We start from the raw sequence: 25,716 nt of genomic DNA on the forward strand, positions 1-25,716 counted from the left end.
ACTGCTCCAGCGCGCTGGCCGTTTGTGCCTCGGCCTGCTTCAACGCCTTCTGGCTGTCTGCCAGGCTGCGGGCAAGGCCCGCCCCGTGGCTCAATCCTCTTCCAACCCCGGCTCGTCCACCACGAAGCCCGAGCCGTCCTCGTCGCAGAACACGCATTGCTGCACGAAGCTGTCCATGCTGCTGGCATGGAACCAGATCAGGCCCTGGTCTTCGTCGCAAAGCATGTCGGTCTGCTCGTCCACGCTGGCTCCGGCAAAGCCGCTCAGTTCCATTTCTTCGAGGAACTGCTCCAGGTCCTCGCAGCCCGCAAACAGCTCATGGTCCAGGCTGCCGATGCGGCCCTTGAAGGCGCCGTGCAGCACTTCCACGAAGGGGTTGCCGCCGGGGTCATGGCCAATGACCATGAAGTGCGCGGCAAACAGGTTCTCGCGCTGGTGGTCCTCCACGTCGCAGTGCTCCGAGCCTGCGCGGAAGTGGTGCAGGGTGCGCAGCCAGGCGTGGTTGTCGCCGGTCTCGTCGTCGGCCTGCAGGTAGTCCTCGCGGTCGGGCGCCGCTTCGAGCCGGTCGAAGTCCAGGCCGTTCTGCGTGATCAGGAACTGCGCGTAGGCGTCGGAGAAGCCTTGCGCGGCCTGGTATTCGCGCACCGCCTGGGCGTCGGGCAGGGCCAGGCCGAAGGGATTGGGAAAGCGCACTTGCATGGAACGGTCCTTGAAAAGGAGTGAACGGCGGCCACGCAGGCCGTGCCCGCAGGATGGTGCAGGCGTTGGGAGGCAGTTTGGTGACAGTTCTGTATTGAGCTGCAGAGCAGAGCAAAGCAGTGGCACGCAATGACTTCCCATATGTGCGTTGAACCCAGGCCTGCCTGCTCACAAATTGCACAGGTCTCAGACGTATCCGAAAGCACTCATAGAGGCAAGTACCCGTCCACCAGCGCTTGCACCACGTCCGCTTGCAGTACATCCCGCCTGCGCTTGATGGCCTCTCGCTCGCGCAGGCCGGCCATCCATCGCTTGAACGCGACGAAGGTTGCCGGGTGGACGGTATGCATGCGCGCCATGGCTCCATTGCTGGCGACGATGACGGCTGAAAACGGTGGCGCATCCAGCAGCACGTTGGCACGCCTGGCCTGGGCCACCCAGAAGTCTTCCTCGGCGTCGCTGAGTTTGATGGGGTGGGGATCGTCTGCCACACGTTCGCGACGGATGATGTCCACTTCAAAACCGTCTTTGTTGACGGCCGTGTAGAGCTGGCTTTTGCGCAGGCGGAACGTGCTGTCCACCTTCTTCAGTACGCCGAGCATGGAGCTGTCTACGCGGGCGAGTTGCGTGGCAAATTGCAGCCGCTTGCGGGTATCCCACAACAGGTCCATGTCGCGCGTGGCCAGGGCATCTGCCTGTAGCCGCAAGCCGGCTGCTGCCTCGTACGCGTAAAGCGCATGCGTTCCTACCACGCGAAAGTGCGGACTCAGCCCGGTGATCGACAGACGGTTGAGCAGCTCCACCACCAGCGGGTCCACCCTGCCTACGCGCAGCGCACGATTCAGTCGCTGGTGCTGGGCCAATGCGGCCTTGAGCCCGGCCAAACGCTCGGCGCTTTCCTGTTTGCGCTGCATGAAGCGTTCATAGATGGCTTCGGTTTCCGGCGTGCGAAGACCGAGGCTGGTTTCGGCGCCCGCAGGCGTGGTGCGGATCAGGTAGCTGGATTGAGGAGACGACGCCGGACCCGCATGCCAATACATGCCACCGCGTACTTGAGCCCCTTCATCCCGGGCTTCTTCCAGGGCTTCGAAGGTGGATACGGCGTCTATGTACTGGCGGGCCGCTGATGGCTGGAGGTCTTGCATTTCGGTATTTTTTTGAGAATTTCTCTTTTATACCGAAATTCTTTTAAAAACAACAGCCTAAGAGATTTTGAAACCCTTCGGATCACGAAGAAACCACCAGCCTCGAATGCCCCACGCCACCGCCTTTCTCCACCCGCACCTGCACGGCGATGCGTTCCTTGAGCGCCTCCACGTGGCTGATGATGCCGATCATCTTGCCGCTGTCGTTGAGCCGGTCCAGCGCGGTGAGTGCGATCTCCAGCGTGTCGGCATCGAGCGTGCCGAAGCCTTCGTCGAGGAACAGGGAGTCGATGGAGGTCTTGTGGCTGACCAGGTCGGACAGCGCCAGGGCCAGGGCCAGGCTGACGAGGAAGGCCTCGCCGCCCGATAGCGTGCGCGTGTCGCGCGGGGTGTCGCCCTGCCAGCTGTCGACGATGTCCAGTTCCAGCTCGCCCTCGGGCTTGCGGCGCAGCAGGTAGCGGCCGTGCAGGCGCGACAGGTGGAGGTTGGCCAGGTGCAGCAGGTGGTCCAGCGTGAGGCCTTGGGCAAAGCGCCGGTATTTGTCCCCCTTGGCCGAGCCGATGAGGCCGTCCAGGTGCTGCCACAGCTCGCTGTCGCTGGCCTGGGCCGCAATGCGCTCGAACAGGGCCTGCTGGCCCTGGCGGCGGCGCTGGTCGTCGGCCAGCTGGGTGCGGACGCCGCCCAGTTGTTCGCTGAGTGCCGTATGGCGCTCCTGCAGTGTTTGCAGCAGCGCCTGGATGGCTTCGGGTGTCAGGTCGGTCAGGGCCTGGGCCTGCAGTTGCGCGTGCTCGCGCTGCGCGGCTTCCAGCAGGGTGGCCGCGCGCTGTTGTGCCGCCTGCAGTTGCTGGCGCAGCGCGACCATGCGCTGGCGTTCGGGTGCGGGCAGCAGGGCCTGCAGGTAGGCGGGCTCGTCAGCAAAGGGACTGGCGCTCAGGGCGGCCTGCCATGCGGATTCGGCCTGGGCCGCTTCCTCGCGCTGGCGGGCCAGCGTGGCCTGGGCCTGTTGCTGCTGGCCTTGCAGGGCATCCTGCTGCCGCGTGAGAGCGGCGATGTCGCTGGCGCATTCGGCCAGGGCCTGCGGCAGCTGTTCCAGGGGCGGCAAGGGCAGGGAAGGCGGCTCTGCCACAGCCGTATCGACGGGATGGTGCTGCGCCGTTCTCTGCACCTCGCACTGTGCCTCCCACTGTGTTTCCGACTGCTTTTTCCAGCGCTGCGCATCGGCCTCGGCCGCCTCGCATTCCTTGCGCTGCAAGGCCATCGATTGGGCCAGTTGCTGCAGGTCGTGCCGGGCCTGCTGCCAGTGCTGCCATTCGGCTTCGCGCGCTTCAAGCCAGGGCTGGGCGTCGTCGGGCAGGGTGTGGCAGGCCTCGCCGAGTGAAGCCTGCAACTGCGCGTTCAGCGCCTGGGCTTCGGCCTGCAGGCCGGCGATGGATTGCTGCAGTTCTTCGCGGCGTGCGCTGTGGTCGGCCAGGGCCTGCTGCTGCAGCGCAAGCTGGCCTTGCGCGGTCTGCAGTGTCTGGCGACTGTGCTGGGCGGCGTCCTTGGCCTGTTGCACGGCCTGCTCGCCTTGCTCGGCGGCCTGCACGGCGCGCTTGAGCGTGTCCAGCTGCCGGGCGCAGGCCTGGGCCGATGCGGCGAGGGTGTCGGCCTGTTGCCAACTGTCTGGCGCGAGTTGCAGGGGTTGCATGAGGCCCTGCCATGTGTCGTTCCATGTGTCGTGCCAGCGTGCGATGTCCTGTTCCAGTTCGTCGGCCTGGCGCTGGCGCGCCGCCTGCGCGGCCGTGGTGGCGGCCAGCTTGGCGCGGGCGGTTTCGCCCTGGGTTTGCAGGGCGTCGAGTTCCTCCTGCTTGCGGCGCAGCGCGGCTTCGGTGGCCGAGGCGTCCAGCGCTTCGTAGGCGGCCACGGCCGGGTGCTCTTGCGCGCCGCACAGCGGGCAGGGCTGGCCGGGCTGCAGGGCGTGGCGGTGCTCGGACAGGCTTTGGATGCGCTGCTCCTGCAGGAGCAGGGTCTGCTTGTCCGCGACCTGTTCCTTGACGCTCTTGTACTGCTGCCGCAGGGCTTGCAGCGATGTGTCCTGCGCCCGCGCCTGTGCCTCTCCATCGCGCAATTCCTGCTCCAGCGCAGCTTGCTGGCGCGCAAGTTCGCGGCGCTGCGCGGCCTGGGTTTCTGCCTGGCGCCACAGGTGCAGGCGGTCCTGCTCTGCCTGCTCGCGCGCGCGCAGCTCGGCCATGCCGCCGCTGCCTTGAAGGCGCTGCGCCTGTTCGTCCTGCGCGTGCTGGAGTGCGGCGCTGGCGCGGGCCTGGGCATCGGTGGCGGCTTGGACCTGGGCCGCGCCGGCTTCGACGCTTTGCGCCATGCGGGCCTGTTCGGCATCCAGCTTGCGCAGGGCCTGCTGCTGGTGGGCCGCCTGCTGTTGCTGGCTGGCGCGCAGTTTGAACTGCTGGCGCCAGCTGCCCAGGCGCTCGCCCAGCAGGGCATGGGCTGCATGGTGGGTGCAGAACTGTTCCAGCGTTTGGTGCTCGGCCTGCTGGCGGGCCAGGGTGTCTTGCGCAGCCTGGGCCAGGCGGGCGGACAGGGCCTGGGCATGGCGGTGCTGCAGCAGCAGGCGGGCCTGGGTCTGCTGTTCGTGCTCGCGCAGGTGCTGCAGTTGCTGGCGGCTGTCATCGCAGGCGGCAGTGCTGCGCTGCCAGGCCTGGTGCAGCGGCTGCAGCGCCTGCGCGGGATCGTCATGGGCCAGGCTTTCCAGTTCTGGCGCGGCCTGCTCCAGTGCCTGTGCGGCGTCTGCGCAGCCGGTGCGGGCAGCCTGCAGTGTCTGGGTGGCCTGGGCCAGTTGCTGATGCCATTGGTGCTGGGCCTGGGTGCGCAGGTAGTCGGCCTGCAGCGTGGCCTGCTCCGTCACCAAGCTGTCGGCCTGGGCCTGCAGGGCATCGCGCGCTTCGGGTGTCAGCAGCTCCACGCCATCGGCCTGGGCCTTGAGCTGGTCCAGGCGCTGGCGGGCGTCGCGGGCGCGTTCGAAGACTTTCTGCGAGATCAGGCCGTAGATTTCCGTGCCGGTCAGCTCCTCGAGCAGGGCTGCGCGGTCGTTGGCATTGGCTTCGAGAAAGGCCGCAAAGCCGCCCTGGGCCAGCAGCATGGATTTGGTGAAACGCTGAAAGTCCAGCCCGGTGATGGCGGCGGTCTGCTCGAGCTTGTCGCGCGTCTGGCTGCTGAGGATGCTGCCGTCGCCCCGGGCCAGTTCCACCTTGGGCGCCTGCAGCGCGCCATCCACCCTGTCGCGTGCGCGGCGCTGGCTCCAGAAGGCGCGGTAGACCTGTCCCTTGACCTCGAATTCGACCTCGGCCAGACAGTCGGCCGTGTGGCGCGTCATGAGGTCGTTGGCGGATGCCGAGATGGTCTTCAGGCGCGGTGTCTCGTGGTACAGCGCCAGGCAGATGGCATCGAGCAGGGTGGACTTGCCCGCGCCCGTGGCCCCGGTGATGGCGAACAGGCCGTTGCCCGCGAACGGTGCCTGCGTGAAGTCGATGCGCCATTCGCCCTTGAGCGAGTTGAGGTTCTTGAGCCGCAGCGTAAGGATCTTCATGCGCGGGCCTCCTCGCCGTGTTCGCCGGCGCCTGGGTGGGGCGCATCAAGCCCGGCCACCACCTCCTGGTAGCGCCGGGTGAGGGCCTGGGCCAGGCCAGGCTCCAGTGTTTCCAGCGCCAGGCGGCGCTCGAAGACGTCGGCGGGGCTGATCTCGTGCAGCGACTCGCCAGCGGCGGCGGCCATGCCGGCCACCGCCCGGCCGCGCTGGCGCCGCACGCGCAGCAGTTCCACGGGCAGCTCGTCGGCCAAGGCCTGCACGCGGTCGGTGAGCTGGAGCAGGTAGTCGTCCTGCTCCACCACCACCTCCAACCACACGGGCCGTGCAGGGCTGCCGGCCTGGGCGGTGGCGCGCATCAGATCCGGCAAGGCGGTCAGGCTGCCTGCCACCGAGGCCATGGGCTGAAAGCAGGGAACGGGCAGCGGCGTGACGGCCTGCAGCCCTTCGGGGCCCAGGTCCACCAGCAGCATCTGCTTGGACTGGCGGGCCTCGTCAAAGCTCAGCGCAATGGGCGAGCCGCTGTAGCGGATGTGCTCCAGGCCGCCCACTTTCTGCGGCTGGTGGATGTGGCCCAGGGCCACGTAGTCGGCGGGCGGAAAGGCCGAGGTGGGGAAGGCGTCCAGCGAGCCCACATAGATTTCGCGCACGGACTCGCTGCTGCTGGCGCCCACGGTGGTGAGGTGGCCCGTGGCGACGATGGGCAGGCGCTCGCCGCGTGTGGCGGCCAGCGCATCACGGCGAGCAATGGCGGCGTCGTGCACGTTGCGGTAGCAGGCCTCGATGGCGGCCTGCAGCGCCTGCTGTTTTTGCTCGGCGCTTTGGCCCGCCTGGCTCAGCATCACGTCGCGCGGGCGCATGAAGGGCAGGGCGCAGACGATGCAGCCAGGCATGGCAGGCTGGCCCGGCCGGCGCCGCAGCGGCAACTCCACCACGTGGCTGGCCGTCTCGCCCACGGCGGCAACCACGGTGGTGTCCAGGCAGGCCAGCAGCTCGCGGTTCTCCGCCAGCGTGGCCACGGAGTCATGGTTGCCGCCCAGCAGCAGCAGGGCCACGCCCGCCGCGTGCAGGCGCACCACGAGCTGGCTGTACAGCTCGCGCGCATAGCTGGGCGGCGCGCCGGTGTCGAAGATATCGCCCGCGATGAGCACGGCATCCACCGCCTGGGCATCGACCTGCTCCAGCAGCCAGTCGATGAGCGCAGCGTGCTCTGCCTGGCGGCTCTTGCCCATGAAGTGCTGGCCCAGATGCCAGTCGGAAGTGTGAAGAAGGCGCATGGTTTCGGTATCGCGGTATCGGTCCAATGTCCGCCGGCTCTGGCGGGGGCGACAGTATGGTCGCTGGCGCGCATGGGTGACAGCAGGACGGCTTGCCGCAGCTAACATCCCGGTTCGCATCAACCAAGGAGACACAGGCATGTTCAGCCACGTCATGGTCGGGGTCAACGACCTCGAAAAATCCAAGCAGTTCTACGACGCATTCCTGGGCGCGCTCGGCATTGCGCCGGGCATGGCCAACAAGAACCGCTATTTCTACCGCAGCGCGGGCGGCACGTTTGCCATTTCCACACCGATCAACGGCGAGGCCGCCTGCCACGGCAATGGCGCGACCATCGGCTTTGCGACGCAGTCGCCCGAGCAGGCCGACGCGGCCCATGCCGCCGCCGTGGCAGCCGGGGGCGTGACCTGCGAGGATCCGCCCGGCTGGCGCGAGGCTTCGCCCGGTGGCCGGCTGTACCTGGCCTATGTGCGGGATCTGGATGGCAACAAGCTGTGCCTGTTGCATCGGCCGCCGAAGGCCTAAGTTTCTGACCGTGCCGGACGGTGTTTTTTCGGGGCTGGAGCCCTGACGTCGAAACGCCAAAATGCAAATAGCCGATGTGCCATAGCTGCACTCGGCTGTTTTTATTGCGATTGGCCAACGTGGTGCCGCGCCAGAACAATCACCATTGAAATGGCTTGAACTTGCATTTTGGGCAGTGCAATACCGTCTTGTCCCTGCCCTCCAGGAACAGCGCACCGCCCCGGAACTGGTTGATGCTCCAACTTCCACGGCTGCCATCGCTGAATGCGATTTCGCCGCTTGCATAGCAGGGCGACCAGTCTAGCGTGTAGTGTGCGTCGTTTTCGTTGGTGGTTTTTGCCTGTTGAAAATAACGGCGCACCTGGGAGATGGTCAGGACAAAGTTGGCGCAACTCACCGCTGGGTCTTTTTCGACGGGCGATTTGGCCGCGTTTTCCTGGATGGTGATCTGGCTGATCTTGGGAAGTATCAGTGGGCACAGTGGCGGCTCGAACTCTGAGCCTTTTGTGCATTGATTGGCGGCGGAGGCGGTGCTAGCCATAACAACTAGCAGGGGTAAGGTTAATAGTGATCTCACCATTTTGCTGAAATCGCTTCCGTAGGATTTTTTCTAGAGACTTCTGGGTGCCTGAAAACTTCGCTCATAGATATTCTTAGTGTCAGCGTTAATTCCGCGATAAGCCACTGTAGTGCATTGTTCTGCTCGCTTGTAACGGCCTGATAAGTTTTCTTTTCGTCTGGTATGTTCCCGCCACGAGGAAGTGCTTCACCTACCAATTCAATGCCAATGCTGTCTTGGTTGGCCGGAAATCGTGCTGGAACCTTTTTCAGCATCTCGCGCTTGTTCTCTTGGGTTGGATTGAAGCGTTGTAACGATTTTAATTCAACTGGCGTGCATCGCTTTTCCAATAAACAACGCGCTTTTATTTTGCCAATGTGCCATGTTTGTTTGTAAAGGGAAGCGGTTTGATATATTGTTCTATCTTTCTCTATCAGGAAATGTGCTCCATTTGCTGATGGGTTTTTGTAATTATCAATTGAAGACTGTGCTGTCGATCCTCCAGTTTGATGAACAATGATGCCATGAATTTCCTTCATTTCACCACGTTCAATGGTGGGTGCGATGGCTCGCTTTATAAGGGAGTGGATTGCTATTCCATTTCTATCAATTATTAGCATTTTAGTACCAATGATGTAGGCCTGCCGATGGCCCATGGGTGTTAATTTGGTATTTTGCTGGATATCGTAATTGCCGTTGATATGTTAGCCATGATGGGTATTGAGTGGTTGGATTGAATTTGTAAAATTATGCAATCCTGATTTTTTTGTCATATCTCGCAGTTTTTTAGATGTTTGGGCGGCTGTTGTTGTGATCTGATATGCAAATCAGTCTGTCTTGCGGAGTAGCAACTGTCTTGGCTTATGCGGGCGATCAAGAAATTGGTCGACAACCGGACAGGCCCGGCCTCGGAAAAAAGCATCACCCGGCAGGGGCAAAAAACACGCGTTCCCATACCCACTGCCCTCTGCGCCATACTTCCGCCCGAACGCGCCCACCGGGCGCTCACCCCCCAAGGAGAATGCGTGCAATCAGCAAGTGACCAGTGGTTCGACGAGGCGTACTACCAGCGCTACTACTTCGACAAGAAGACCAGCGTGGTCGACACCGAGCATGTGAACCGGCTGGGCGCTTTCGTGTGTTCCTATCTGAACTATGTGCGGGTGCCGGTGCGCCGCGTGCTGGATGTGGGCTGCGGCATCGGTCTGTGGCGCGAGGCGGTGCAGCGCCACTTCCCCGGTGCCAGCTACCACGGCGTGGAGTTCAGCGAGTACCTGTGCGGGCGCTTCGGCTGGGAGCGCGGCTCGGTGGTGGACTATGCGGCGCATGATCCTGCAGAGCCCTTCGATCTGGTGATCTGCCAGGGCGTGCTGCCTTATCTGAGCCCGCCGGATCTCAAGCGCGCGCTGGCCAATCTGGGGCGGTTGAGCCGAGGCGGTCTGTATGTGGAGGCAGTGGCGCGCGAGGATTACGAACGCGGCGTGATCGATGAGGATCTGACCGATCCGCGCCTGTTCCGCCACCGGGCCGATCTGTACCGGCGCGGGCTGGCCGAGCATTTCAAGGAACTGGGCGGCGGCGTGTGGCTGAGCCGCCGCGCCGAGCTGCCGCTGTTCGAGCTGGAAAGCGTGGGATGAGCATGGAGCTGCCTGACCAGGCTCCGGCGTCTCCGGTGCCCCTGTCCTATTTGCGTGGCGTGGATTCGGGCGTGGCGCCGCATGCGGTGTCGCGCCTGCGCACGCAGCGGCTGGCGCGCAGCACGCGGCCGTTCCTGTCGCGCGGCGGGCCGCGCGGCGAGCGCTGCGAGGGTTGCCGGCTACGGCCTTCGCACTGCATCTGCGCGCTGCGTCCCATGCTGCCGACGCGGGCGGGTTTTTGCCTGCTGATGCACGATGCCGAGCCGCTCAAGCCCAGCAACACGGGCTGGCTGATCGCCGATGTGGTGGAGCAGACGCACGCCTTCGGCTGGGCGCGCACCGAGGCCGATGCGGGCCTGCTGGCGCTGCTTGCCGATCCGCAGTGGCAGCCCTATGTGGTGTTTCCCGGTGAGTTCGTACAGCCGCCGCAGCGCGTGGTGCACACGCTGCCGGTGCCCCAGGCCGCGGTCGTGCCGGGCCAGGAGCGGCGCCCGCTGTTCATCCTGCTGGATGCGACCTGGCCCGAGGCGCGCAAGATGTTCCGCAAGAGCCCTTACCTGGACCGCTTTCCGGTGCTGAGCCTGCACCCGGATCAGGTCTCGCAGTACCGCCTGCGCCGCTCCCAGCGCGAAGACCACTTCTGCACCAGCGAGGTGGCCGCCCTGTGCCTGGAGCTGACGGGCGATGCGGGCGACCGGCGCGCGGGCCGCGCGCTGGAGAGCTACCTGGCGCTGTTCACCGAGCACTATCTGCGCGCCAAGAACCAGCAGCCGGTGCAGGCAGACAGTGCCGCGCACCGGGGTCTGCAGGACGCCGTCTCATCCCGCTGTACGCCTGAAGAAAAAAAACGATAGCGGTAAACGCTTGTGTTCATTGGGATTGGCGTCGTTTTGTTCCAAATTGTTGACGGCACATCCATCGCACCGGCCCGGTGTGCGCCGGTGGCTTCACGGGGTGGAATGGGCCAGGGTGCAGCGGCGCCAGCACAAACCTCCTGTTACGTTCTGGCTGCAGGGCGCCTCCCATACTCGCGGCGTGCGAAGAAAGGCGGGTGGACTGCAGGGCGGGGGCATCGGATCCCGGGCTGAATGTCCATCGAACCTCGTCCCCGGGCGGTGATGGCTAGAATTGGATTTCGCTGAAATTCATCGGCCTGGCCCCGCTCAAGCGGGGCTTGTTCGTGCACGCAGGGCTGCCCGTCGAGGTGGCCCGCATCCTCAGGGCGCGCCGCACCGCGGCACGCGGATTGCTGTTCACCGCATCCGCCGGGAACCTTGGGACGTGCCGTCTCTCTTATCGCGCTGGACCATGCGTTGCACCCTTCGGGGCCGGCTGCGCCATGGCCGCGTGCTCCATTTTCTTGGGGTTTGTTCATGGCTCGGGGCCCATTGCTCCGGCGTTGGAAAGGTGTCCGGTTTTGGTGGTCAAGGATTTCAAACTGCGCTACAACCCCGCCCTTGACGGGCTGCGGGGCGTGGCGATCCTGTTGGTGATCTTGTCGCACTCCCATGCGCCTCTGTTTGATGGCGCGTTCTTCGGGGTCGACCTGTTTTTCGTGCTCAGCGGCTATCTGATCACTTCGCTGCTGCTGATGGAAAACGATTCCGAGGGCCGCATCGGCTTCTGGCGCTTTTACCGCCGCCGCTTCTTCCGCCTGATGCCGGCGCTGGCCCTGTTTCTGGCCGCGTACTGCATCTTCGCGCCCATGCTGTGGCCGGACCTGAACGACATCTACTCCGATGCGCTGGTCTCCATCCTCTATCTGGCCGACTACGGCATCGCCTTCTTCGACAGCCCGGACACGCTGCTGCACATGTGGTCGCTGTCGGTGGAGGAGCACTTCTACCTGATCTGGCCGCCGCTGCTGGTGCTGCTGCTGCGCTTTTCCAAGCCGGGCCGCCTGTGGCGCCCGATTGCCCTGCTGTGGGCGCTGAGCTGGCTGTGGCGCGTGTATTGGGTGGACCAGGGTCAGCACTTCTATGAGATCTTCTTCCGCTTCGACACCCGCGCCTCGGGCCTGTTCGCCGGTGCGCTGCTGGCGGCGCTGATGATCGAGCGCCCGGACTTCATCGCTGCGCTGAAGGCGCGCATGCACCACGCCATGTGGGTGCCGCTGGCCGTGCCGCTGTTGATGGCGCTGCAATGGGACAACCAGGACGCCATGGTCTGGGGCATCACCGTGGTGGAGTGCGCGGCCGTTGTGCTGCTGGTGGCGGTGAGCCAGGGCTCGGGCCTGGTCTACGACATGCTGTCGTCGCCCATGCTGGTGAAGCTGGGACGCCTGTCCTATGGCGTCTATCTCTGGCACTACCCGGTGGTGCGCTATCTGCGCGCCGACTTCTCGTGGCCCGTGGTCGTGGTGCTGGGCCTGGCGATCTCGGTGGTGCTGTCGGCGCTGTCCTTCTACACCATCGAGCGCTGGGCGCTGCGCATGCGCGATGGCGAGCGCAAGGGCGGCGAGCGCCAGCCGCAGGCGCAGCCGGCCTGAATGCCGGCAGCGCGCCGAAAGCAAAAAAGGGAACGTTGGCACGTTCCCTTTTTTTGTGGGTGAAGGAGATCCGCTGCGCTCTCAGAACCCTGCGCCGGGCTGGGACAGGTACTGCAGTTCCTCGGGCGTGCTGGTGCGGCCCAGGATGGCATTGCGGTGCGGAAAGCGGCCGTAGCGCACGATGACGTCGCGGTGCCTGTGGGCGTAGTCCAGCGTGCCGGCCAGGAACTCGCGCACGCCCTCGCCGACAGCGTCACCGGCCTGGTCGGCCAGGGCCTGGAAGGCGGCCACGCTGCGGTTCTGCAGGGCCAGGTCCTCGGCATGCTCCAGCGGCAGGTAGCAGAAGATGCGGGCCACGGCGGGCAGGTCGGCATGCCGGTCATGGCCCTGGGCGATGCCGTCCAGCGCCAGCTGCAGCGCCTGCGGGTCGCCCGCAAAGCTGCGCGCCGTGCCCCGGAACAGGTTGCGCGTGAACTGGTCCAGCAGCACGATCAGCGCCAGCCTGCCCAGCGCCGTGCCGGCCCAGGCGTCGAGTCGGCCGGCCAGCGCGTCTTCGACCAGGGCACCGAAGCGCTCGCGGATCTGGTTGTCGGTGGCATCGGACTTGATGAACCACAGGTTCTTGCAGGCCAGGGCGCTTGCATTGTCGGGGCGGGTGGAGCCCAGCCAGTAGCCGAGCACGTCGGCAATGCGGGGGTCTGCGGCGGAGGAGGGTGCAATGCTGGTCATCGGGGGCCCGTGTCTGGTCGGATGAGGAAAGCTTCGATTGTGCAGGCGGTGGCGGGCCGAGGCTGTGGATGGCCGGTTCTCCGCAGATGGATAACAGTTTGTGCAGAGGTTTTTCAAACCAATATGCACAGATTTTTCAAGAGAATTTCTATTGGTTATCAACAGGTGGCGTCATTGATTCCATTGGAGGTGCTTGAAAATCAAGCGGCAAGGGCATCAAGATTGCTTTCGGCAATACTGCGGAATTCCCCGGAGATGCGCGCATCCTGCGCCACGGCCCGCCAGAAGCGCCGCGCCAGTGCCTGGGCGCGCGGCCATTCGGCCAGCGTGGCGGCCGTGGGGCGCGGGGGCTGGGCGCTGAAGTCGCGCTCCACGATCTCGCCATTGATGGGCATGTAGAGCATGGGCAGCATGTCGTAGGTGGGCGACAGCGCCCAGTCGCCCTGCGGCTGCGGCAGCACGAAGGAGATGTTGCCGTAGTGCCGGTCGGTGTTGGCGATGAGCTGGCCGTAGGCCTCGAGCAGGCGCAGGCTGCGCGCATCGGTCTCGGTGATGAGGCCACGCGCCGCCAGGCGGCTGGCCGTGGCGGCCCAGTTGTCCACCTCGCCCACGTACTGGGCATTGAGCACCTGCAGGGAGACCATGCCTATGCGTCCGGGGTTGCGGTCCGGCGGCGGTGCGCAGCCCGGCTCGGGCTGGCTGCGATCGAAGCGCTCCGATTCGAGAAAGGCCCGGCCGCCATCAATGAACAGCCGCGTGCGCGCGGCGGGCAGGCCGTCTTCGGCCAGGGTCTGCAGCGCCAGATGCTCGCAGACCAGCAGGTCGCGTATGCGCTGCTCGGCCGGCGCGTCGCCTGCCGGGGAGAACTTGACGATGACGCTGCGCCCGGCCGTGGTGCAGCAGAACTTGGGCTGCTCGCCGCCCGCCGACGAGCCCGGATGCGTGCCCTGCATGGCCTGCATGGCCAGGCGCGGATACTCGGCCGGCGACTCGGCGCGCAGCGCGCGGGCGGGCAGGGTGTGGAAGCGCTCGAACGCGGCTTCGCCCACGATGAGGTTGCCCGGCAGGTCCTCGCCGAATCGGGCCAGGGCGCGCAGCACGTCGTCCTCGCCCCATTGGCGCGGGTCGCCGCCCAACTGCAGTTCGGGATGGCTGTGCGCAAAGGTGCGGCCGATGAAGCCCTGGGGCCGCATGTCGTCCAGGAACCAGGGCAGGCCGTCGTGCTGCTCGCTGAGGCCATCGGCCTCGTCCACCCAGAAGCCGCCGCCGTGCAGCGCGATCATGCGGCCGAAGGGCGATGCGTGGCCTTCGGTATCCACGCGCATGATGGCCACCTCGGCGCCCACGCCCACCACCTGGCGCGGCAGCACATAGCGCTGCGTGCGCGCCGCACCCACCTTGCGCACCTGGCCCGACCGGATCAGCGGCGCCAGCGCGCGCGACACGGTGGGCTGGCTCACGCCCAGCATCTGCTGCAGCTCGCGCGCCGCCAGCGCACCGCCCTGGCGGCGCAGTGCCGCCAGTACCTGGGTGGAGAGGTCTTCCAAGGCCATGGGAATCAATTGATGAATGAATAAAAATAAGGGGTAATTTATTAAAAATCAATGATTTATGCAAATCAATGAATGAATATATGAATAGATTCATGCGCCGGTGGAGGGCCGTGCCCAAGGCCGCGGCAAAGCTGGGCGGGCGGGAGGGCCGGCCAGAAGGATTGGGTGATGTTTCCGTACGGGTGGCGGTACTGCCTATGTCTGATGGGCGCTCGCTGTGAAGCGCCTTCGCGCAGGTGCCGGGCAACACCCACTGCAGGGACAGGGAATAGCCCCTGGCGGGACAATGCCGATCTCAAAAAACATAGCGCCATGCGTATGGCATGCATGGCGCTTCAGGGTTTCGTGTCGGGCTTTCTGGGGCTTGTGCTGTCGTGATGAATCGCCGCTTTTTGTTGATGGTCCTGGCCGCGGGCTGCAGCTTGGCTGCGACCGGATGTTCGGGAAAGTCCGGGCCTGGAAATGTCTCGATTTCGCGGCAAAGGCTGCAGGAGGTGGTGGCCCAGCGCTTTCCACGGCAATTCCCCGTGGCCGGCATGCTGCAGCTCAAGCTGCATTCGCCGGTGCTGGGATTGCTGCCCGAGCGCAACGCGCTCAATGCGGTGTTGCAGGCCGATCTGTCGGGACCCGTGCTCAAGCAAGCCTATGGCGGCCATCTGAACCTGGACTTCGCGCTGCGCTACGAGCCCACGGACCGCACGCTGCGCGCCCACCAGATCAAGGTCAACAGCCTGGTCATCAACGACCTGGCCCCCGCCATGAGCGACATGATCACCACCTACGCCAGCGCCCTGGCCGAGCAGGCGCTGGGCCAGCTCGTGCTCTACCAGCTGCAGGACAAGGACCTGGCCCTGATGGACTCTCTGAACATGGAGCCCGGCGCCATCACGGTGACGCCGGACGGCCTGAGCGTGGCCCTGGTCCAGAAGCCCGTCGCGCCGCGCTGAGAGCTGCGCCGTGCGGGCGGTGCTCGGTTCAGCCGTGCGCCTCCATCCGAGCGCCTCGGTAGCCGGTGCATGGCGGCGAGCGCGGAGACTGGCCATGCAATCTGCGTGGGTTGTCATGACCCGGCGGCAGGGTCGGGCCGCCATTATTTGGCGTGCCAAGCATGGCTGGGCGCCGAACGCTACGATGCAGCGGCCATCGATTTCTTGGCGAACCCGTCCAGCCTTCAAGGTGCCCCATGACTCCACAGAATCCGCTTTCCGCCTTTTCCGTCACGCGCAAGTGGCCGGCCATGCAGCCGGACCGCATCCAGCTGTATTCCCTGCCCACGCCCAACGGCGTCAAGGTGTCGATCGCTCTGGAGGAGATGGGCCTGCCGTATGAGGCGCACCGCGTGGGCTTCGAGAGCAATGACCAGCTCTCGCCCGAGTTCGTGGACACCTTTCCCAACAACAAGATCCCGGCCATCCTGGACCCGCAGGGTCCGGGCGGAAAGCCGCTGGCGCTGTTCGAGTCGGGCGCCATCCTGGTCTACCTGGCCGAGAAGTCCGGCAGCCCGCTGCTGCCCGCCGACCCGGCCGCGCGCTATGAAACGCTGCAGTGGCTGATGTTCCAGATGGGTGGCGTCGGCCCCATGTTCGGCCAGCTGGGGTTCTTCCACAAATTCGCGGGCAAGGACTTCGAGGACAAGCGCCCGCGCGACCGCTACGTGAACGAGTCCGTGCGCCTGCTGGGTGTGCTGGAGCGCCGCCTCGCAGGCCGCGCCTGGGTGATGGGCGAGCAGTTCACCATTGCCGACATCGCCCTGTGGCCCTGGGTGCGCAACATGGTGGTGGAGCAGGGCTACAACGCGGCCGAACTGCTGGGCTGGGAGCGCTTTCCCGAGCTGCAGCGCGTGCTGGCCGCCTTCGTGGCGCGCCCGGCCGTGCAAAAGGGCCTGGTGACGCCGCCGCGCAACTGACCCGGCGGGCGTTGCATTCCTGGGCCGCACTGTCCCAGCCATGGTGGCTTTCAAAACCGGCGCGGGGGCCGCATCTGTCCGAGAATGCAGCGCCCCCTTTTTTCTTGCGGGCGCAGCCTCACAGGAGCCACGATGACCGCAGCCACCACCCCCGTCCTCCAGAGCCAGCCGCTGGGCCCGCTGTGGCCCACCATGGACCCCTTCCTGTTCTGTGCCCACCATGACGATGCCTATCCGCCCAGCGATGGCCGCCTGGGCGTGCAGGCCGTGGACCTGGAAGGCCGCCAGATGGGCAGCGACTTCAGCCGCAAGGACGGCTTTTCCATGTACCACGGCGATGGCGTGCCGGGCTTTCCCGGCCATCCGCACCGTGGCTTCGAGACCGTGACCCTGGTGCGCAAGGGCCTGATCGACCATTCCGATTCGCTGGGCGCGGCCGCGCGCTTTGGCGGCGGCGACGTGCAGTGGCTCACGGCCGGCAAGGGAATCCAGCATTCGGAGATGTTCCCGCTGCTCAACAGCGACGTGCCCAATCCGCTGGAACTGTTCCAGATCTGGCTGAACCTGCCTGCGCGCTCCAAGATGGTGGAGCCGCACTTCACCATGTTCTGGAACGAACGCATCCCCCGCCTGGAGCATGCGGATGCCGCAGGCCGAAGGACCGTGGTCACCGTGGTGGCAGGCAGCCTGCCCGGCACGGCGGCCGCCCTGCCGCCGCCGCCCGAATCCTGGGCCTCGCAACCCGAGGGCGACGTGGCCATCTGGACGCTGCGCCTGGAGCCCGGCGCGCGCTGGACGCTGCCGCGCGCGGCCGGTGCGGACACGCAGCGCATGCTGTATTTCTTTGCAGGCCAGGCACTGCAGGTCGGGCCCACGGCGCTGGCACAGCATGCGGCCCTGCATGTGGATGCCACGCAGGACTGGGAGCTGCACAACAGCGGCGCCGACGCCGTGGAATGTCTGGTGCTGCAGGGCCGCCCCATTGGCGAGAGCGTGGCGCAGTACGGCCCCTTCGTGATGAACACGCAGCAGGAAATCATGCAGGCCATGCAGGACTACCGGCGTACCCAGTTCGGCGGGTGGCCCTGGGCCGAGCAGGACCCGGTGCATGGCGCAGAGAACCGGCGCTTTGCGCGCTACCCGGGCGCTGCGGCCGAGGAGCAGCCGCCGGCCGCCTGAGTCCGGTCAGGCTGCGTCAGGCCGCGTCAGGCCGTGTCTGCGGGTGGATGAAAGCTGGCCGGCGCGGGCGTGCGCCCCAGCTCCTTGAGGATCTTCAGCGTGATGGCCATGCCGGTGTTGCCTGCGGGCACGCCGGCATAGACGGCGGTCTGCAGCAGCACTTCGCGGATGGTGTCCAGATCCAGCGGCGCGGCCTCGGCATCGGCCGGGTCGGCCAGCAGGCCGGTGCGGATGTGCAGCTCGAACTCTTCCCAGCGGCCCATGGAGGCCGTGATGGCCAGCACCATGATGCGGCGCGTGCGGCGCTCCAGGCCGGGGCGGCTCCAGATGCCGTCCCAGGCATAGGCCGTGATCATGCGCTGGAACTCCACATTCAGTTCGTTGGCGCGCGCCACGGATTGGTCCACCCATTCATCGCCCAGCACGCGGCGGCGGTTGGCAAGGCCGCGCTGCAGGGCGTCGGCGGAAGGTTCGGTCATGGCGGGGGTTCCTGTGTCAAGCATGGGCATGGGCGTTGGCGTGGGTCTGCGGCGCTGCCAGCAGCGCCAGGCACGCATCATGCGATGCCTGCACGGCGCGTGCCGGGTCGCAGGCCCGGGCCAGCGCATCTTGCAGCGCTTGCAGGGCTGCTGCGTCCAGCCGGGGCGCGGCCCATTCGGCCAGCAGCAGGCGCAGCTCGCGTCCCTGCTCCAGCGCCTGCGGGGCCAGCAGCTCCACGGCGGCCAGGGCCTCGGGCTTGCCTGTCCAGTGCGCCATGGCGTGCACGCAGGCCTCTGAAAACACCAGTCCGTGCAGGCCCCGCACATGGCCCAGCATGCGCTGCGGAAGCACCTGCAGCGACTGCGCGGCCTGGCGCAATGCGGCGGCGGCGCCATGCACATGGCGCCACAGGTCGGGCCAGTGCGCGACCTCGGCCTGCCACTCGCCCAGCGCGCGTTCATGGGCCTGGGCCATGCAGCCCAGCAGCAGGGCCGCGAGTTGGGGGATGGCCTGGGCCTGTGCCACCGCCTGCATCAGGTGCACGGGATTGCGCTTGTGCGGCATGGCGCTGGAGGTGCTGCCGCGCGGCGCCTCGGCGATCTCGCCCACCTCGTACTGCGCCATCAGCGACCAGTCCCGGGCCAGCTTGGCCAGGCTGCCGCCGCACACAGCCGCTTCCATGGCCAGGCGCATCCAGTCGTCACGCTGCGTATGCCAGCTGCGGCCGCAGGCCGACAGGCCCAGGCGCCGGGCCAGTGCCTGCTCCACCTCGGCACGGTGGCTTCCCAGCACCGCGCCATTGCCCACGGCGCCGCCCAATTGCACGCACAGCGCAGCGGTGGCAAGCCTTTCAAACTGTTCGATGCTGCGGCCCACGGCGGCAGCCGACTGCGCGCACTTGAATCCGAAGCTGGTGATCTGCGCGGGCTGCAGCAGGCTGCGCGCCAGCATGGGCGTGGCCGCGTGCGTGCGGGCCAGGGCCTGCAGTGCGGACTGCAGCGCGTCCAGCTCGGCCAGCAGCGCCTGCAGGGCCTGCTGTGTGAGCAGGGCCTGCGCCGTGTCCACGGCGTCCTGCGTGGTCGCGCCCCAGTGCAGCCAGGGCAAGCCTTCGGGGGCGTGGCCCTGCAGCCACTGCTGCAGCGGCCGCACCACGGCCAGGCCCAGCGCGCCGCTGGCGCGTGCCTGCTTCACCACGCCTCCGCACGTGAGCGGCGCCTGCGCGCAGGCGCGCGCTATGGCCTCGGCGGCCGGGCGCGGCACCAGGCCGCAGTCGGCCTGGGCCTGGGCCAGCGCGCTCTCGAAGCGCAGCAGCGCGTCCAGCCAGCGCGCGTCTGCAAACCAGTGGCCGCTGTCGGCCGGGCCCAGATAGTCCTTCACCAATGACATGCTGTCCTTGCCGGTCTCAGGCCGTGGCGCCCGAGGCCTTGATCACGGCGGCCCACTTGGCGCTCTCCACCTGGATGCGGGCCGCGTACTGCGCGCCATCGCCCAGCAGCGGCACGGCGCCCTCGATGCCCAGGCGCGACTGGAAGGATTCGGAAGACGCCACCTTGAGGACGTCGCGCCCCAGCGCGCGCACCGTCTCGGCGGGCGTGCCCTTGGGCGCGAGGATGCCGTAGGTCAGCGAGCTCTCGAAGTCGGCCAGCGCACGCACGCCGGACTCGGCCACCGTGGGCACGTCGGGCAGCTGGGGCTGGCGTTTGGCGCCGGTCACGGCCAGGGCGCGCAGCTTGCCGGCCTTCACCAGGGCCATGGCCGCGGGAATCACGCCAAAGCTGAAGTCCACATTGCCGCCCACCAGGTCGGTCAGCGATGGGGCCGTGCCCTTGTACGGCACATGGATGGCCTTGGCGCCCAGCGCATGGGCGAACATCTCGCCCGTCAGGTGGCCGCCCGTGCCCGAGCCGCTGGAGGCGTAGTTCATCTCGCCGCTGCGCTTGCGCATCTGCTCGGCCAGGTCGGCCACGCTGCGCACGGGCGAGGAAGCCGGCACCACCAGCAGCAGGGCCGACGATGCGAACATGGCCACCGGCTGCAGATCGGTGGCCGCATTGAACTTGAGGCCCGGGTACAGCGAGGGATTGATGGACACCGTGCCCGTATGGCCCAGCAGCCAGGTGCCGCCGTCGCCGGCTGCACGCACCACGGCTTCCGTGCCCAGGTTGCCGCCCGCGCCGGCCTTGTTCTCCACGATCATCCCGTAGCCGAAGGACTCGTTGAGGCCATGCGCCATCTGCCGCGCGAACACATCGTTGCCGCCGCCCGGCGCAAACGGCACCACCAGGCGGCTGCCGCGCTTTTGGGCCCAGGCCGGCAGCGCATAGGCGGCCAGCGCGGCGGCGGCGGTGGACAGCCACATCCGGCGCGGCAAAGAGGTCTGAGAGGCTTGAGCGGTTTGAGCGGTGGGCCGGGAATCCATGCGTCTGTCTCCTGAAATAGTCGTTGTCACGCAGTGTGGTGCAGCGCAGCCTGGGAAAACAGCAGTTGCATCTGCGTTGTGATTCAAGAAAATGTGTGAAATGGACGTGAGATACATACACAATTTCTTGAGAGTGGTGGACACCGGCTCCATGTCCGAAGCTGCTCGCCAGCTGGACCTGAGCCCCTCGGCCATTGCCCAGCAAATGCGCGTGCTGGAGGGCGAGCTGGGTGCGCCGCTGCTGGTGCGCCATGGCCGCAGCGTGCGCGCCACCGAGGCGGGCGAGCGGCTGTTCGAGCGCGGCCGCCAGCTGCTGCAGGACTTCGAGGGCCTGCGCGAGTGGGTGGCCTCCGACGCGGACGGCGGCGAGCTGCGGCTGGGCACCGTGAACACGGCGCTGCACGGCTTTGTGCCCGCCGTGATGCGGGCCTTCGTGGCGCGCCACGCCGAGGTGCGCATCAGCGTGCGTGCCGGCCTTACGCCCGAGCTGTACACGGCCCTGGTCCAGTCCGAGCTGGACGTGCTGATCTGCCTGCAACCCTCGTTCGACCTGCCCAAGACCGTGTGCTGGGCCGAGCTGCGCCAGGAGCCATTGGTCGTGCTGTGCCGCGCTCGCGACGCGCAGCAGGACCCGCTGGCCCTGCTGCGCACCCGGCCCCTGGTGCGCTACGACCGCTCCCTGGCCGGTGGCCGGCTGGCCGACCGCTATCTGCGCTCCCAGGGCATTGCGCCGCTGGAGCGCATGGAGCTGAACTCGGTGCTGGCGGTGGCCATGATGGTGGACCAGGGGCTGGGCGTGGGCCTGGTGCCCGACATCGGCCCCGTGCTCTCCCAGGGCCGCGACGTGCGCGTGCTGGCGCTGCCCGATCAGGCCGGCGGCGAGGGCCCCCGTCCTGCCGATGCGCGCAAGGTCGGCCTGCTGTGGCTGAACACCTCGGCCCGCGCGCGCTGGGCGCGCAGCCTGCTCGAATGCGCGCGCGAGTGCCTGGGCTGAGGCTGGGCAGCCGGTGAACCCCCGGTCCCGACGCTGGAATGCCCCAGGTCGCCGACAATGGCGGCTTTGCGCGGCGCGCCTTTTGCGCTGCGGTTTTCCAAGGCCTTTGCCATGAACATCACCAAAGACACCGCCGTCACCATCAACTACAAGATCACCGACAAGCTGGGCAAGCTGCTCGACAAGGGCGATGTGGCCTATCTGCATGGCGGCTACGACAACATCTTCGCCAAGGTGGAAGCCGCCCTGGACGGCAAGACCGTGGGCGACACGCTGACCGTGGACCTGGCCGTGGAAGACGCCTTCGGCGCGCGCGACGAGAGCCTGACCCGCACCATCCCCAAGGGCGAGTTCCCGCCCGGCGTGAAGGTGGGCGGCCAGCTGCGCGGCACGGATGACCAGGGCCAGCCCCAGATCTACCACGTGGTCAAGATCAAGGGCCCCGTGGTGCTGCTGGACGGCAACCACCCGCTGGCCGGCATGGCGCTGCACTTTGCCTGCAAGGTCACCGAAGTGCGCGCGGCCAAGCCCGAGGAAATCGAGCATCGCCACGTGCACGGCGGCCACGGCCACCACCATTGAGAGGCAGGGCCGGGTACACCCGGTCCGCACGGCTACGCAGAGCACAAAGGCCGCCTGGCATGCCCGGCGGCCTTTGTGCTTTGCGACTAGACCGCCTCCAGCGCCAGCAGCGCCGTGGCGGTGTTGGAGATCGGTATGTGGTAGTTGCCGTGCACGCGGCGCACGCCGGGCGCAGCCGCGGACAGGGCGCCGCGCATGGCCAGCCACATCAGCAGTTCCACGCCCTGGGTGCCGGTCTTTTCCACGAGTTCATGCACGCTGAACTGCGTGGCCCATTCGGGATTGGTGGCCATGCTTTCAAGGAACTGCAGGTCGAAGGCCTTGTTGATGAAGCCCGCGCGCTCGCCATCGAGCTGGTGCGACAGGCCCCCTGAGGCAATGACGGCCACGCGCTGGTCGTTGTTCCAGCGCGCAATCGCCCGGCCCACGGCCTGGCCCAGCGCATAGCAGCGGCGCGCCGAGGGCAGCGGGAACTGCACGGTATTGATGCACACCGGCACGACGGCCACCGGGCAGTCGCCCTCGGGCCAGAACAGCTTGAGCGGCAGCGTGCAGGCATGGTCCACCAGCATCTCCTGGCAGCTGACCACATCGAAGTCCTCGCCCACCAGGGACTCGATCAGGTGCCATGACAGCTCCGCGTGGCCGCGCAGCGGTGCCAGCGTGGGAATGCCCCAGCCTTCGTCGGCGTTGCAGTAGCGCTCGGCCGCGCCCACGGCGAAGGTGGGCATCTTGTCGAGGAAGAAGTTCAGGCCGTGGTCGTTGTAGAACACCACCACCACGTCGGGGCGCTGGGCGGCCAGCCATTCGCGGATGGGCGGAAAGCCGTCGAAGAAGGGCTTCCAGTACGGCTCGTTCTGCAGGCCCTTGTGGATGGCGTTGCCGATGGCGGGAATGTGCGAGGTGCCGAGGCCGCCGATGAGATGTGCCATAGTGGGTGTCTCCTGTACTGTGTCTTGCGTATGGTCTGTGGCGGGGCTCAGGCGTGCGAGCGCAGCAGGGCCTGGAATTCGGCCTTGGTCATGCCGGTCTGCTGGGCGCCTATGTCCTGCATGTCCAGGTGGAAGATGCCGGCCAGCTTGGCCAGGTAGTAAGCGTTGCCACCGGCCGCGATCATCTGCAGCACGTTGCGCGCGCGCACGGCCTCGGCCTGCTCCTGGTTCAGCCCGTAGCTGCGCATATAGGCCTCTTCGTCGGCCAGGAAGGCCTGGCGGTTGGCCAGCTCGTTGAAGGAAAAGCACATGCTGTTGAGCGCATAGCCCTTGCGGGCCTGCCTGCCGTCGAACAGGGTGGTGCCGGGAATCTGCGGCTGATCGGCCATGTTTTGTCTCCGGTATTTGCGTTGGATCAGCGGCAGTGTCCGGTCCGCGTTGCCAAAGATAAAGCGGCGGCCAATCATGGAATGCATGAGACAAATCGATGGATCGCAGCTCGATGGCAGGCTGCTGCAACTGCTGCTGGCCGTGCTGGAGACCGGCAGCGTCACGGCGGCGGCGCAGCGCCTGGGCGTGACGCAATCGGCCGTCAGCCATCTGCTGGACAAGCTGCGCGCCATCACGGGCGACCGATTGTTCGTGCGGCAGGGGCGGGGCATTGCGCCCACGGCCCATGCACTGGCGCTGCAGGACCCGGCGCGCGAGCTGCTGCGGCAGATGCAGCAGTTCGGCCGGGGGGCCAGCTTTGACCCCGCGCACTGGCGTGCCGAGATCACCATTGCCGCCAACGACCTGCAGCGCGAGCTGCTGCTGCCCGCACTGGCCCGGCGCCTGCGCTCAGCCGCGCCCCGGACGGTGCTGCGCGTGATCGACAGCGGCGCGCCCGATGCCGGACTGCTGCGCTCGGACGCCTGCCTGCTGGCCATCAGCCCGCGCCCGCCCGATGCCACGGACATCGTGCAAAAGCGCCTGTTCAGCGATGAGTACGCCGTCTTCTATGACAGCGCCGTGCGACAGCCGCCGGCCAGCCTGGCCGACTATCTGCAGGCCGACCACGCCACCGTGGCCTATGCCGACCGCCAGGCGCTGGACCTGGACCTGCAACTGCAGGCGCGCGGGCTGGAGCGCCGCTTTGCCGTGCGCGTGCCGGGCTTTGCGGCGCTGGCCGCCTTTGTGCGCGGCACGCCGCTGCTGGCGACGGCGCCATCGCTGCTGGGCCGCACGGCCCTGTCATCGCTGGCCAGCGTTGCGGTGCCCGTGGACTGCCCGCCGCTGCCCATGTTCATGATCTGGCACGCGCGCCACCAGGCCGATCCCGCCCATGCGTGGCTGCGCGGGCAGTTGCAGCAGGTGGTGGCGCAGGCGCTTGGCGGCGCCGGGCCGTCAATGCCTGCGAAGCAAGGCGCGGCGCAGCAGGCGCGCGGCGCGGTTGCGGATCTGGAAGGGGCTGTGGCTCACGGCCGGGCTCACGCGGGCGCGTGAGCAGGCGGCCAGGAAGTCGCGCAGCAGCACGCTGTCATCCAGCGTGCTGGTGTCCGGGTTGCGGAACTGGAATTCGGGGTGCCACTGCGTGGCCGCGATGTAGCTCTTGAGCGTGCCGGGCTTGCGGAAGATGGCCTCGGGGATGCGGTCGGGCAGGCTCCAGGCCTCCACATCGAACTCGGGCGCCACGTCCTTGATGCCCTGGTGGTGGATGCTGTTGACGCGTGCGCGGTCCAGCGTGGGATACAGCGCCTCCAGCCGGCTGCCGGGCACGATGGCGATGTCGTGGTAGTGGCGGTCGTACTCCGTGGGATTGCGGTGCAGCTGCGAGCCGGGCACCTGGGTCTCGATGTCCTGGTAGAGCGTTCCGCCGAAGGCCACGTTGATCAGCTGCAGACCGCGGCAGACGCCGAAGATGGGCTTGCCGGCCTGGGAAAACGCCTCGACCACGGCCAGGTCGTAGAGGTCGCGCACGCGGTCGCCCAGCCATTCGGGGCGCATGGGTTCCTCGCCATAGCTGCCGGGCCAGACGTCGGCGCCGCCATGCATGACCACCCCATCCAGCCACTCGGCATAGTGCTCCAGCGTCACGTCGCCGCGTGCGGTCTCGCCTGTGGGGCAGGGCACCATCACCACCATGGCGCCGGCCGACATGATCCAGTGCGCTATCGATTGCTCCACGTACTGCAGCGTCTTGCCCGTGAAAAGCGGACGCTGCGGGTCCGCATGGGAGAAACAGGCCGAAAGGCCTATCTTTAGGCGGCGTGAGGCAAGTGGGCTCATGGGGTGGTGGGCAAGGGGAAAGTCCTGATGGTCACGTTGTAAGCCCAATCGTGCCTGCGCCCTGTAGGAAGGGGTTGAACGCCCGCGACCGGCGCAGGGCCATCACCGCAAATAGGTGTAGGTGAATGCAAGAGTTGTCTTGAGGCATCTCAAGCTTCTTCAGCGCGCTGAACCCGGCGTCGCCCCTCTGGGTGTAGCCTGTAGGCAGGGTGGGGACTGCGGATGCTGCAGTGCGAAAAACCTGACGACGCAGGGTGCGACTTGCTGTGCAGGCAGCCCGCATGGCGTTACGATGGTTTCGCCAGTTCATCAATGGCCCCGACAACCCCGCCGCGCCGGTGGTGCGGCTTTTGGCGACTAGGAGGATATGCATGCAAGTTCAGGTTCATGCCGACGATTCGATCCAGGGTGGCGAGTCCTTGGCGCAATGGGCGCAGGAAGAAATCAACGCCAAGCTGGCGAGATTGAAGGACTATGTGGTGCGCGTGGAGGTGTTCCTCACGGGTGTCGATGCGCTCAAGACCTCGGGGGCTCCCGGCAAGCGCTGCGTTCTGGAGACCCGGGCCAATGGACGCCCGCCGATCGCCGTGAACGCCGAGGCCGAGAAGGTCAAGGACGCCTTCAATGCCGCCATCGATAAGCTGAAGCGGGCGGTGGAAACCGATCTGGGCAAGCTCAAGGACAAGCATGGCCGCGAGAGCGTGCGCGGCGTGGAAGATGGCACCGAGGTGGATGCGGCCAGCCCGGCCTGACCCTCGAAACTCCC

25 protein-coding genes are annotated in these 25,716 nt (G+C 66.7%); 11 read left to right on the forward strand and 14 right to left on the reverse strand.

The window, feature by feature from the left end; all coding sequences use genetic code 11:
- Positions 1-90: 90 nt before the first annotated feature.
- The 4 genes from ACF8NF_RS05525 to sbcD all read right to left on the reverse strand — a co-directional run bounded on the left by ACF8NF_RS05525 (position 91) and on the right by sbcD (position 6,698).
- Positions 91-699 carry a hypothetical protein gene (locus ACF8NF_RS05525; RefSeq protein WP_392450221.1) on the reverse strand — a complete coding sequence of 203 codons (609 nt, stop codon included), beginning with the start codon at positions 697-699 and terminating at the stop codon, positions 91-93.
- A gap of 206 nt (positions 700-905) precedes the next feature.
- Positions 906-1,844: a GSU2403 family nucleotidyltransferase fold protein gene (locus ACF8NF_RS05530; protein ID WP_026062422.1), complete on the reverse strand. Its 939-nt coding sequence runs from the start codon at positions 1,842-1,844 to the stop codon at positions 906-908.
- An 82-nt stretch (positions 1,845-1,926) separates the two neighbouring features.
- A complete protein-coding gene (locus ACF8NF_RS05535) occupies positions 1,927-5,424 on the reverse strand; it encodes an AAA family ATPase (protein ID WP_392450223.1) in 3,498 nt (1,165 codons plus the stop codon).
- The gene (gene sbcD, locus ACF8NF_RS05540) at positions 5,421-6,698 is read right to left on the reverse strand and encodes an exonuclease subunit SbcD (protein ID WP_392450224.1); all 1,278 of its coding nucleotides are present in this window, start codon (positions 6,696-6,698) and stop codon (positions 5,421-5,423) included. The genes ACF8NF_RS05535 and sbcD overlap by 4 nt, the downstream gene beginning before the upstream one ends.
- Before the next feature lie 139 nt (positions 6,699-6,837).
- Here sbcD and ACF8NF_RS05545 point away from each other — a divergent pair, with 139 nt between their 5' ends.
- Positions 6,838-7,224: a VOC family protein gene (locus ACF8NF_RS05545; RefSeq protein WP_012202828.1), complete on the forward strand. Its 387-nt coding sequence runs from the start codon at positions 6,838-6,840 to the stop codon at positions 7,222-7,224.
- Between the two features lie 139 nt (positions 7,225-7,363).
- Here ACF8NF_RS05545 and ACF8NF_RS05550 read toward each other — a convergent pair whose 3' ends face one another.
- A complete protein-coding gene (locus tag ACF8NF_RS05550; RefSeq protein ID WP_016449868.1) occupies positions 7,364-7,765 on the reverse strand; it encodes a hypothetical protein in 402 nt (133 codons plus the stop codon).
- Between the two features lie 32 nt (positions 7,766-7,797).
- Positions 7,798-8,439, reverse strand: coding sequence for a peptidoglycan recognition family protein (locus ACF8NF_RS05555; RefSeq protein ID WP_082254180.1), 642 nt, complete (start codon positions 8,437-8,439; stop codon positions 7,798-7,800).
- Positions 8,440-8,808: 369 nt separating this feature from the next.
- Between ACF8NF_RS05555 and ACF8NF_RS05560 the strand changes: the two genes are divergently transcribed.
- From ACF8NF_RS05560 to ACF8NF_RS05570, 3 genes are all read left to right on the forward strand, one after another.
- Positions 8,809-9,420, forward strand: a complete 612-nt coding sequence (locus tag ACF8NF_RS05560) for a class I SAM-dependent methyltransferase (RefSeq protein ID WP_016449866.1) — start codon at positions 8,809-8,811, stop codon at positions 9,418-9,420.
- On the forward strand, positions 9,417-10,274 hold the full coding sequence (locus ACF8NF_RS05565) for a tRNA-uridine aminocarboxypropyltransferase (protein ID WP_133074003.1): 858 nt from the start codon (positions 9,417-9,419) through the stop codon (positions 10,272-10,274). The genes ACF8NF_RS05560 and ACF8NF_RS05565 overlap by 4 nt, the downstream gene beginning before the upstream one ends.
- A 485-nt stretch (positions 10,275-10,759) precedes the next feature.
- On the forward strand, positions 10,760-11,908 hold the full coding sequence (locus ACF8NF_RS05570; protein WP_016449864.1) for an acyltransferase: 1,149 nt from the start codon (positions 10,760-10,762) through the stop codon (positions 11,906-11,908).
- Positions 11,909-11,989: 81 nt separating this feature from the next.
- Here the strand turns inward: ACF8NF_RS05570 and ACF8NF_RS05575 are convergent, their stop codons facing one another.
- Positions 11,990-12,637: a DUF924 family protein gene (locus ACF8NF_RS05575; RefSeq protein ID WP_392450226.1), complete on the reverse strand. Its 648-nt coding sequence runs from the start codon at positions 12,635-12,637 to the stop codon at positions 11,990-11,992.
- A gap of 200 nt (positions 12,638-12,837) precedes the next feature.
- Positions 12,838-14,190, reverse strand: coding sequence for a type II toxin-antitoxin system HipA family toxin YjjJ (gene yjjJ, locus ACF8NF_RS05580; RefSeq protein WP_392414581.1), 1,353 nt, complete (start codon positions 14,188-14,190; stop codon positions 12,838-12,840).
- Between the two features lie 497 nt (positions 14,191-14,687).
- Between yjjJ and ACF8NF_RS05585 the strand changes: the two genes are divergently transcribed.
- The 3 genes from ACF8NF_RS05585 (at position 14,688) to ACF8NF_RS05595 (ending at position 17,275) form a co-directional block, all read left to right on the forward strand.
- Positions 14,688-15,137 (forward strand): DUF1439 domain-containing protein, encoded by a 450-nt coding sequence (locus tag ACF8NF_RS05585; protein ID WP_223275342.1) that lies wholly within the window; start codon positions 14,688-14,690, stop codon positions 15,135-15,137.
- Between the two features lie 236 nt (positions 15,138-15,373).
- Entirely contained in the window at positions 15,374-16,096 is a 723-nt protein-coding gene (locus tag ACF8NF_RS05590; RefSeq protein ID WP_016449860.1) for a glutathione S-transferase C-terminal domain-containing protein, read from the forward strand.
- Positions 16,097-16,228: 132 nt separating this feature from the next.
- The gene (locus tag ACF8NF_RS05595) at positions 16,229-17,275 is read left to right on the forward strand and encodes a pirin family protein (RefSeq protein ID WP_392450227.1); all 1,047 of its coding nucleotides are present in this window, start codon (positions 16,229-16,231) and stop codon (positions 17,273-17,275) included.
- Between the two features lie 26 nt (positions 17,276-17,301).
- Here the strand turns inward: ACF8NF_RS05595 and ACF8NF_RS05600 are convergent, their stop codons facing one another.
- Genes ACF8NF_RS05600 through ACF8NF_RS05610 form a run of 3 tightly spaced genes read right to left on the reverse strand, consistent with a single transcriptional unit; the run spans position 17,302 to position 20,174 of the window.
- The gene (locus tag ACF8NF_RS05600; RefSeq protein ID WP_013804545.1) at positions 17,302-17,754 is read right to left on the reverse strand and encodes a carboxymuconolactone decarboxylase family protein; all 453 of its coding nucleotides are present in this window, start codon (positions 17,752-17,754) and stop codon (positions 17,302-17,304) included.
- 16 nt (positions 17,755-17,770) lie between these two features.
- Entirely contained in the window at positions 17,771-19,141 is a 1,371-nt protein-coding gene (locus tag ACF8NF_RS05605) for a lyase family protein (RefSeq protein WP_392450228.1), read from the reverse strand.
- Between the two features lie 16 nt (positions 19,142-19,157).
- Positions 19,158-20,174, reverse strand: coding sequence for a Bug family tripartite tricarboxylate transporter substrate binding protein (locus ACF8NF_RS05610; protein WP_392450229.1), 1,017 nt, complete (start codon positions 20,172-20,174; stop codon positions 19,158-19,160).
- Between the two features lie 100 nt (positions 20,175-20,274).
- Here ACF8NF_RS05610 and ACF8NF_RS05615 point away from each other — a divergent pair, with 100 nt between their 5' ends.
- Both ACF8NF_RS05615 and ACF8NF_RS05620 read left to right on the forward strand, forming a co-directional pair.
- Positions 20,275-21,168 carry a LysR family transcriptional regulator gene (locus ACF8NF_RS05615; protein ID WP_212645185.1) on the forward strand — a complete coding sequence of 298 codons (894 nt, stop codon included), beginning with the start codon at positions 20,275-20,277 and terminating at the stop codon, positions 21,166-21,168.
- A gap of 111 nt (positions 21,169-21,279) precedes the next feature.
- Entirely contained in the window at positions 21,280-21,750 is a 471-nt protein-coding gene (locus ACF8NF_RS05620; protein ID WP_026062580.1) for a peptidylprolyl isomerase, read from the forward strand.
- Between the two features lie 86 nt (positions 21,751-21,836).
- Here ACF8NF_RS05620 and ACF8NF_RS05625 read toward each other — a convergent pair whose 3' ends face one another.
- Both ACF8NF_RS05625 and ACF8NF_RS05630 read right to left on the reverse strand, forming a co-directional pair.
- Positions 21,837-22,682, reverse strand: coding sequence for a class III extradiol dioxygenase family protein (locus ACF8NF_RS05625; RefSeq protein WP_392450231.1), 846 nt, complete (start codon positions 22,680-22,682; stop codon positions 21,837-21,839).
- 47 nt (positions 22,683-22,729) lie between these two features.
- Positions 22,730-23,071 carry a protocatechuate 4,5-dioxygenase subunit alpha gene (locus tag ACF8NF_RS05630; RefSeq protein ID WP_016449852.1) on the reverse strand — a complete coding sequence of 114 codons (342 nt, stop codon included), beginning with the start codon at positions 23,069-23,071 and terminating at the stop codon, positions 22,730-22,732.
- A gap of 76 nt (positions 23,072-23,147) precedes the next feature.
- On the opposite strand from ACF8NF_RS05630, the gene ACF8NF_RS05635 reads away from it, so the two are divergent.
- Entirely contained in the window at positions 23,148-24,167 is a 1,020-nt protein-coding gene (locus ACF8NF_RS05635) for a LysR family transcriptional regulator (protein WP_392450233.1), read from the forward strand.
- Here the strand turns inward: ACF8NF_RS05635 and ACF8NF_RS05640 are convergent.
- Positions 24,069-24,950 (reverse strand): gamma-glutamyl-gamma-aminobutyrate hydrolase family protein, encoded by an 882-nt coding sequence (locus ACF8NF_RS05640; protein WP_012202849.1) that lies wholly within the window; start codon positions 24,948-24,950, stop codon positions 24,069-24,071. The two genes, ACF8NF_RS05635 and ACF8NF_RS05640, sit on opposite strands and share 99 nt — an antisense overlap.
- 371 nt (positions 24,951-25,321) lie before the next feature.
- On the opposite strand from ACF8NF_RS05640, the gene ACF8NF_RS05645 reads away from it, so the two are divergent.
- Complete coding sequence (locus ACF8NF_RS05645; protein WP_016449850.1) at positions 25,322-25,702, forward strand: HPF/RaiA family ribosome-associated protein; 381 nt, start codon at positions 25,322-25,324, stop codon at positions 25,700-25,702.
- Positions 25,703-25,716: the final 14 nt, after the last annotated feature.

This window comes from Delftia sp. WSY_22 (genome assembly GCF_043104185.1).
GTDB lineage: Bacteria > Pseudomonadota > Gammaproteobacteria > Burkholderiales > Burkholderiaceae_C > Comamonas > Comamonas tsuruhatensis.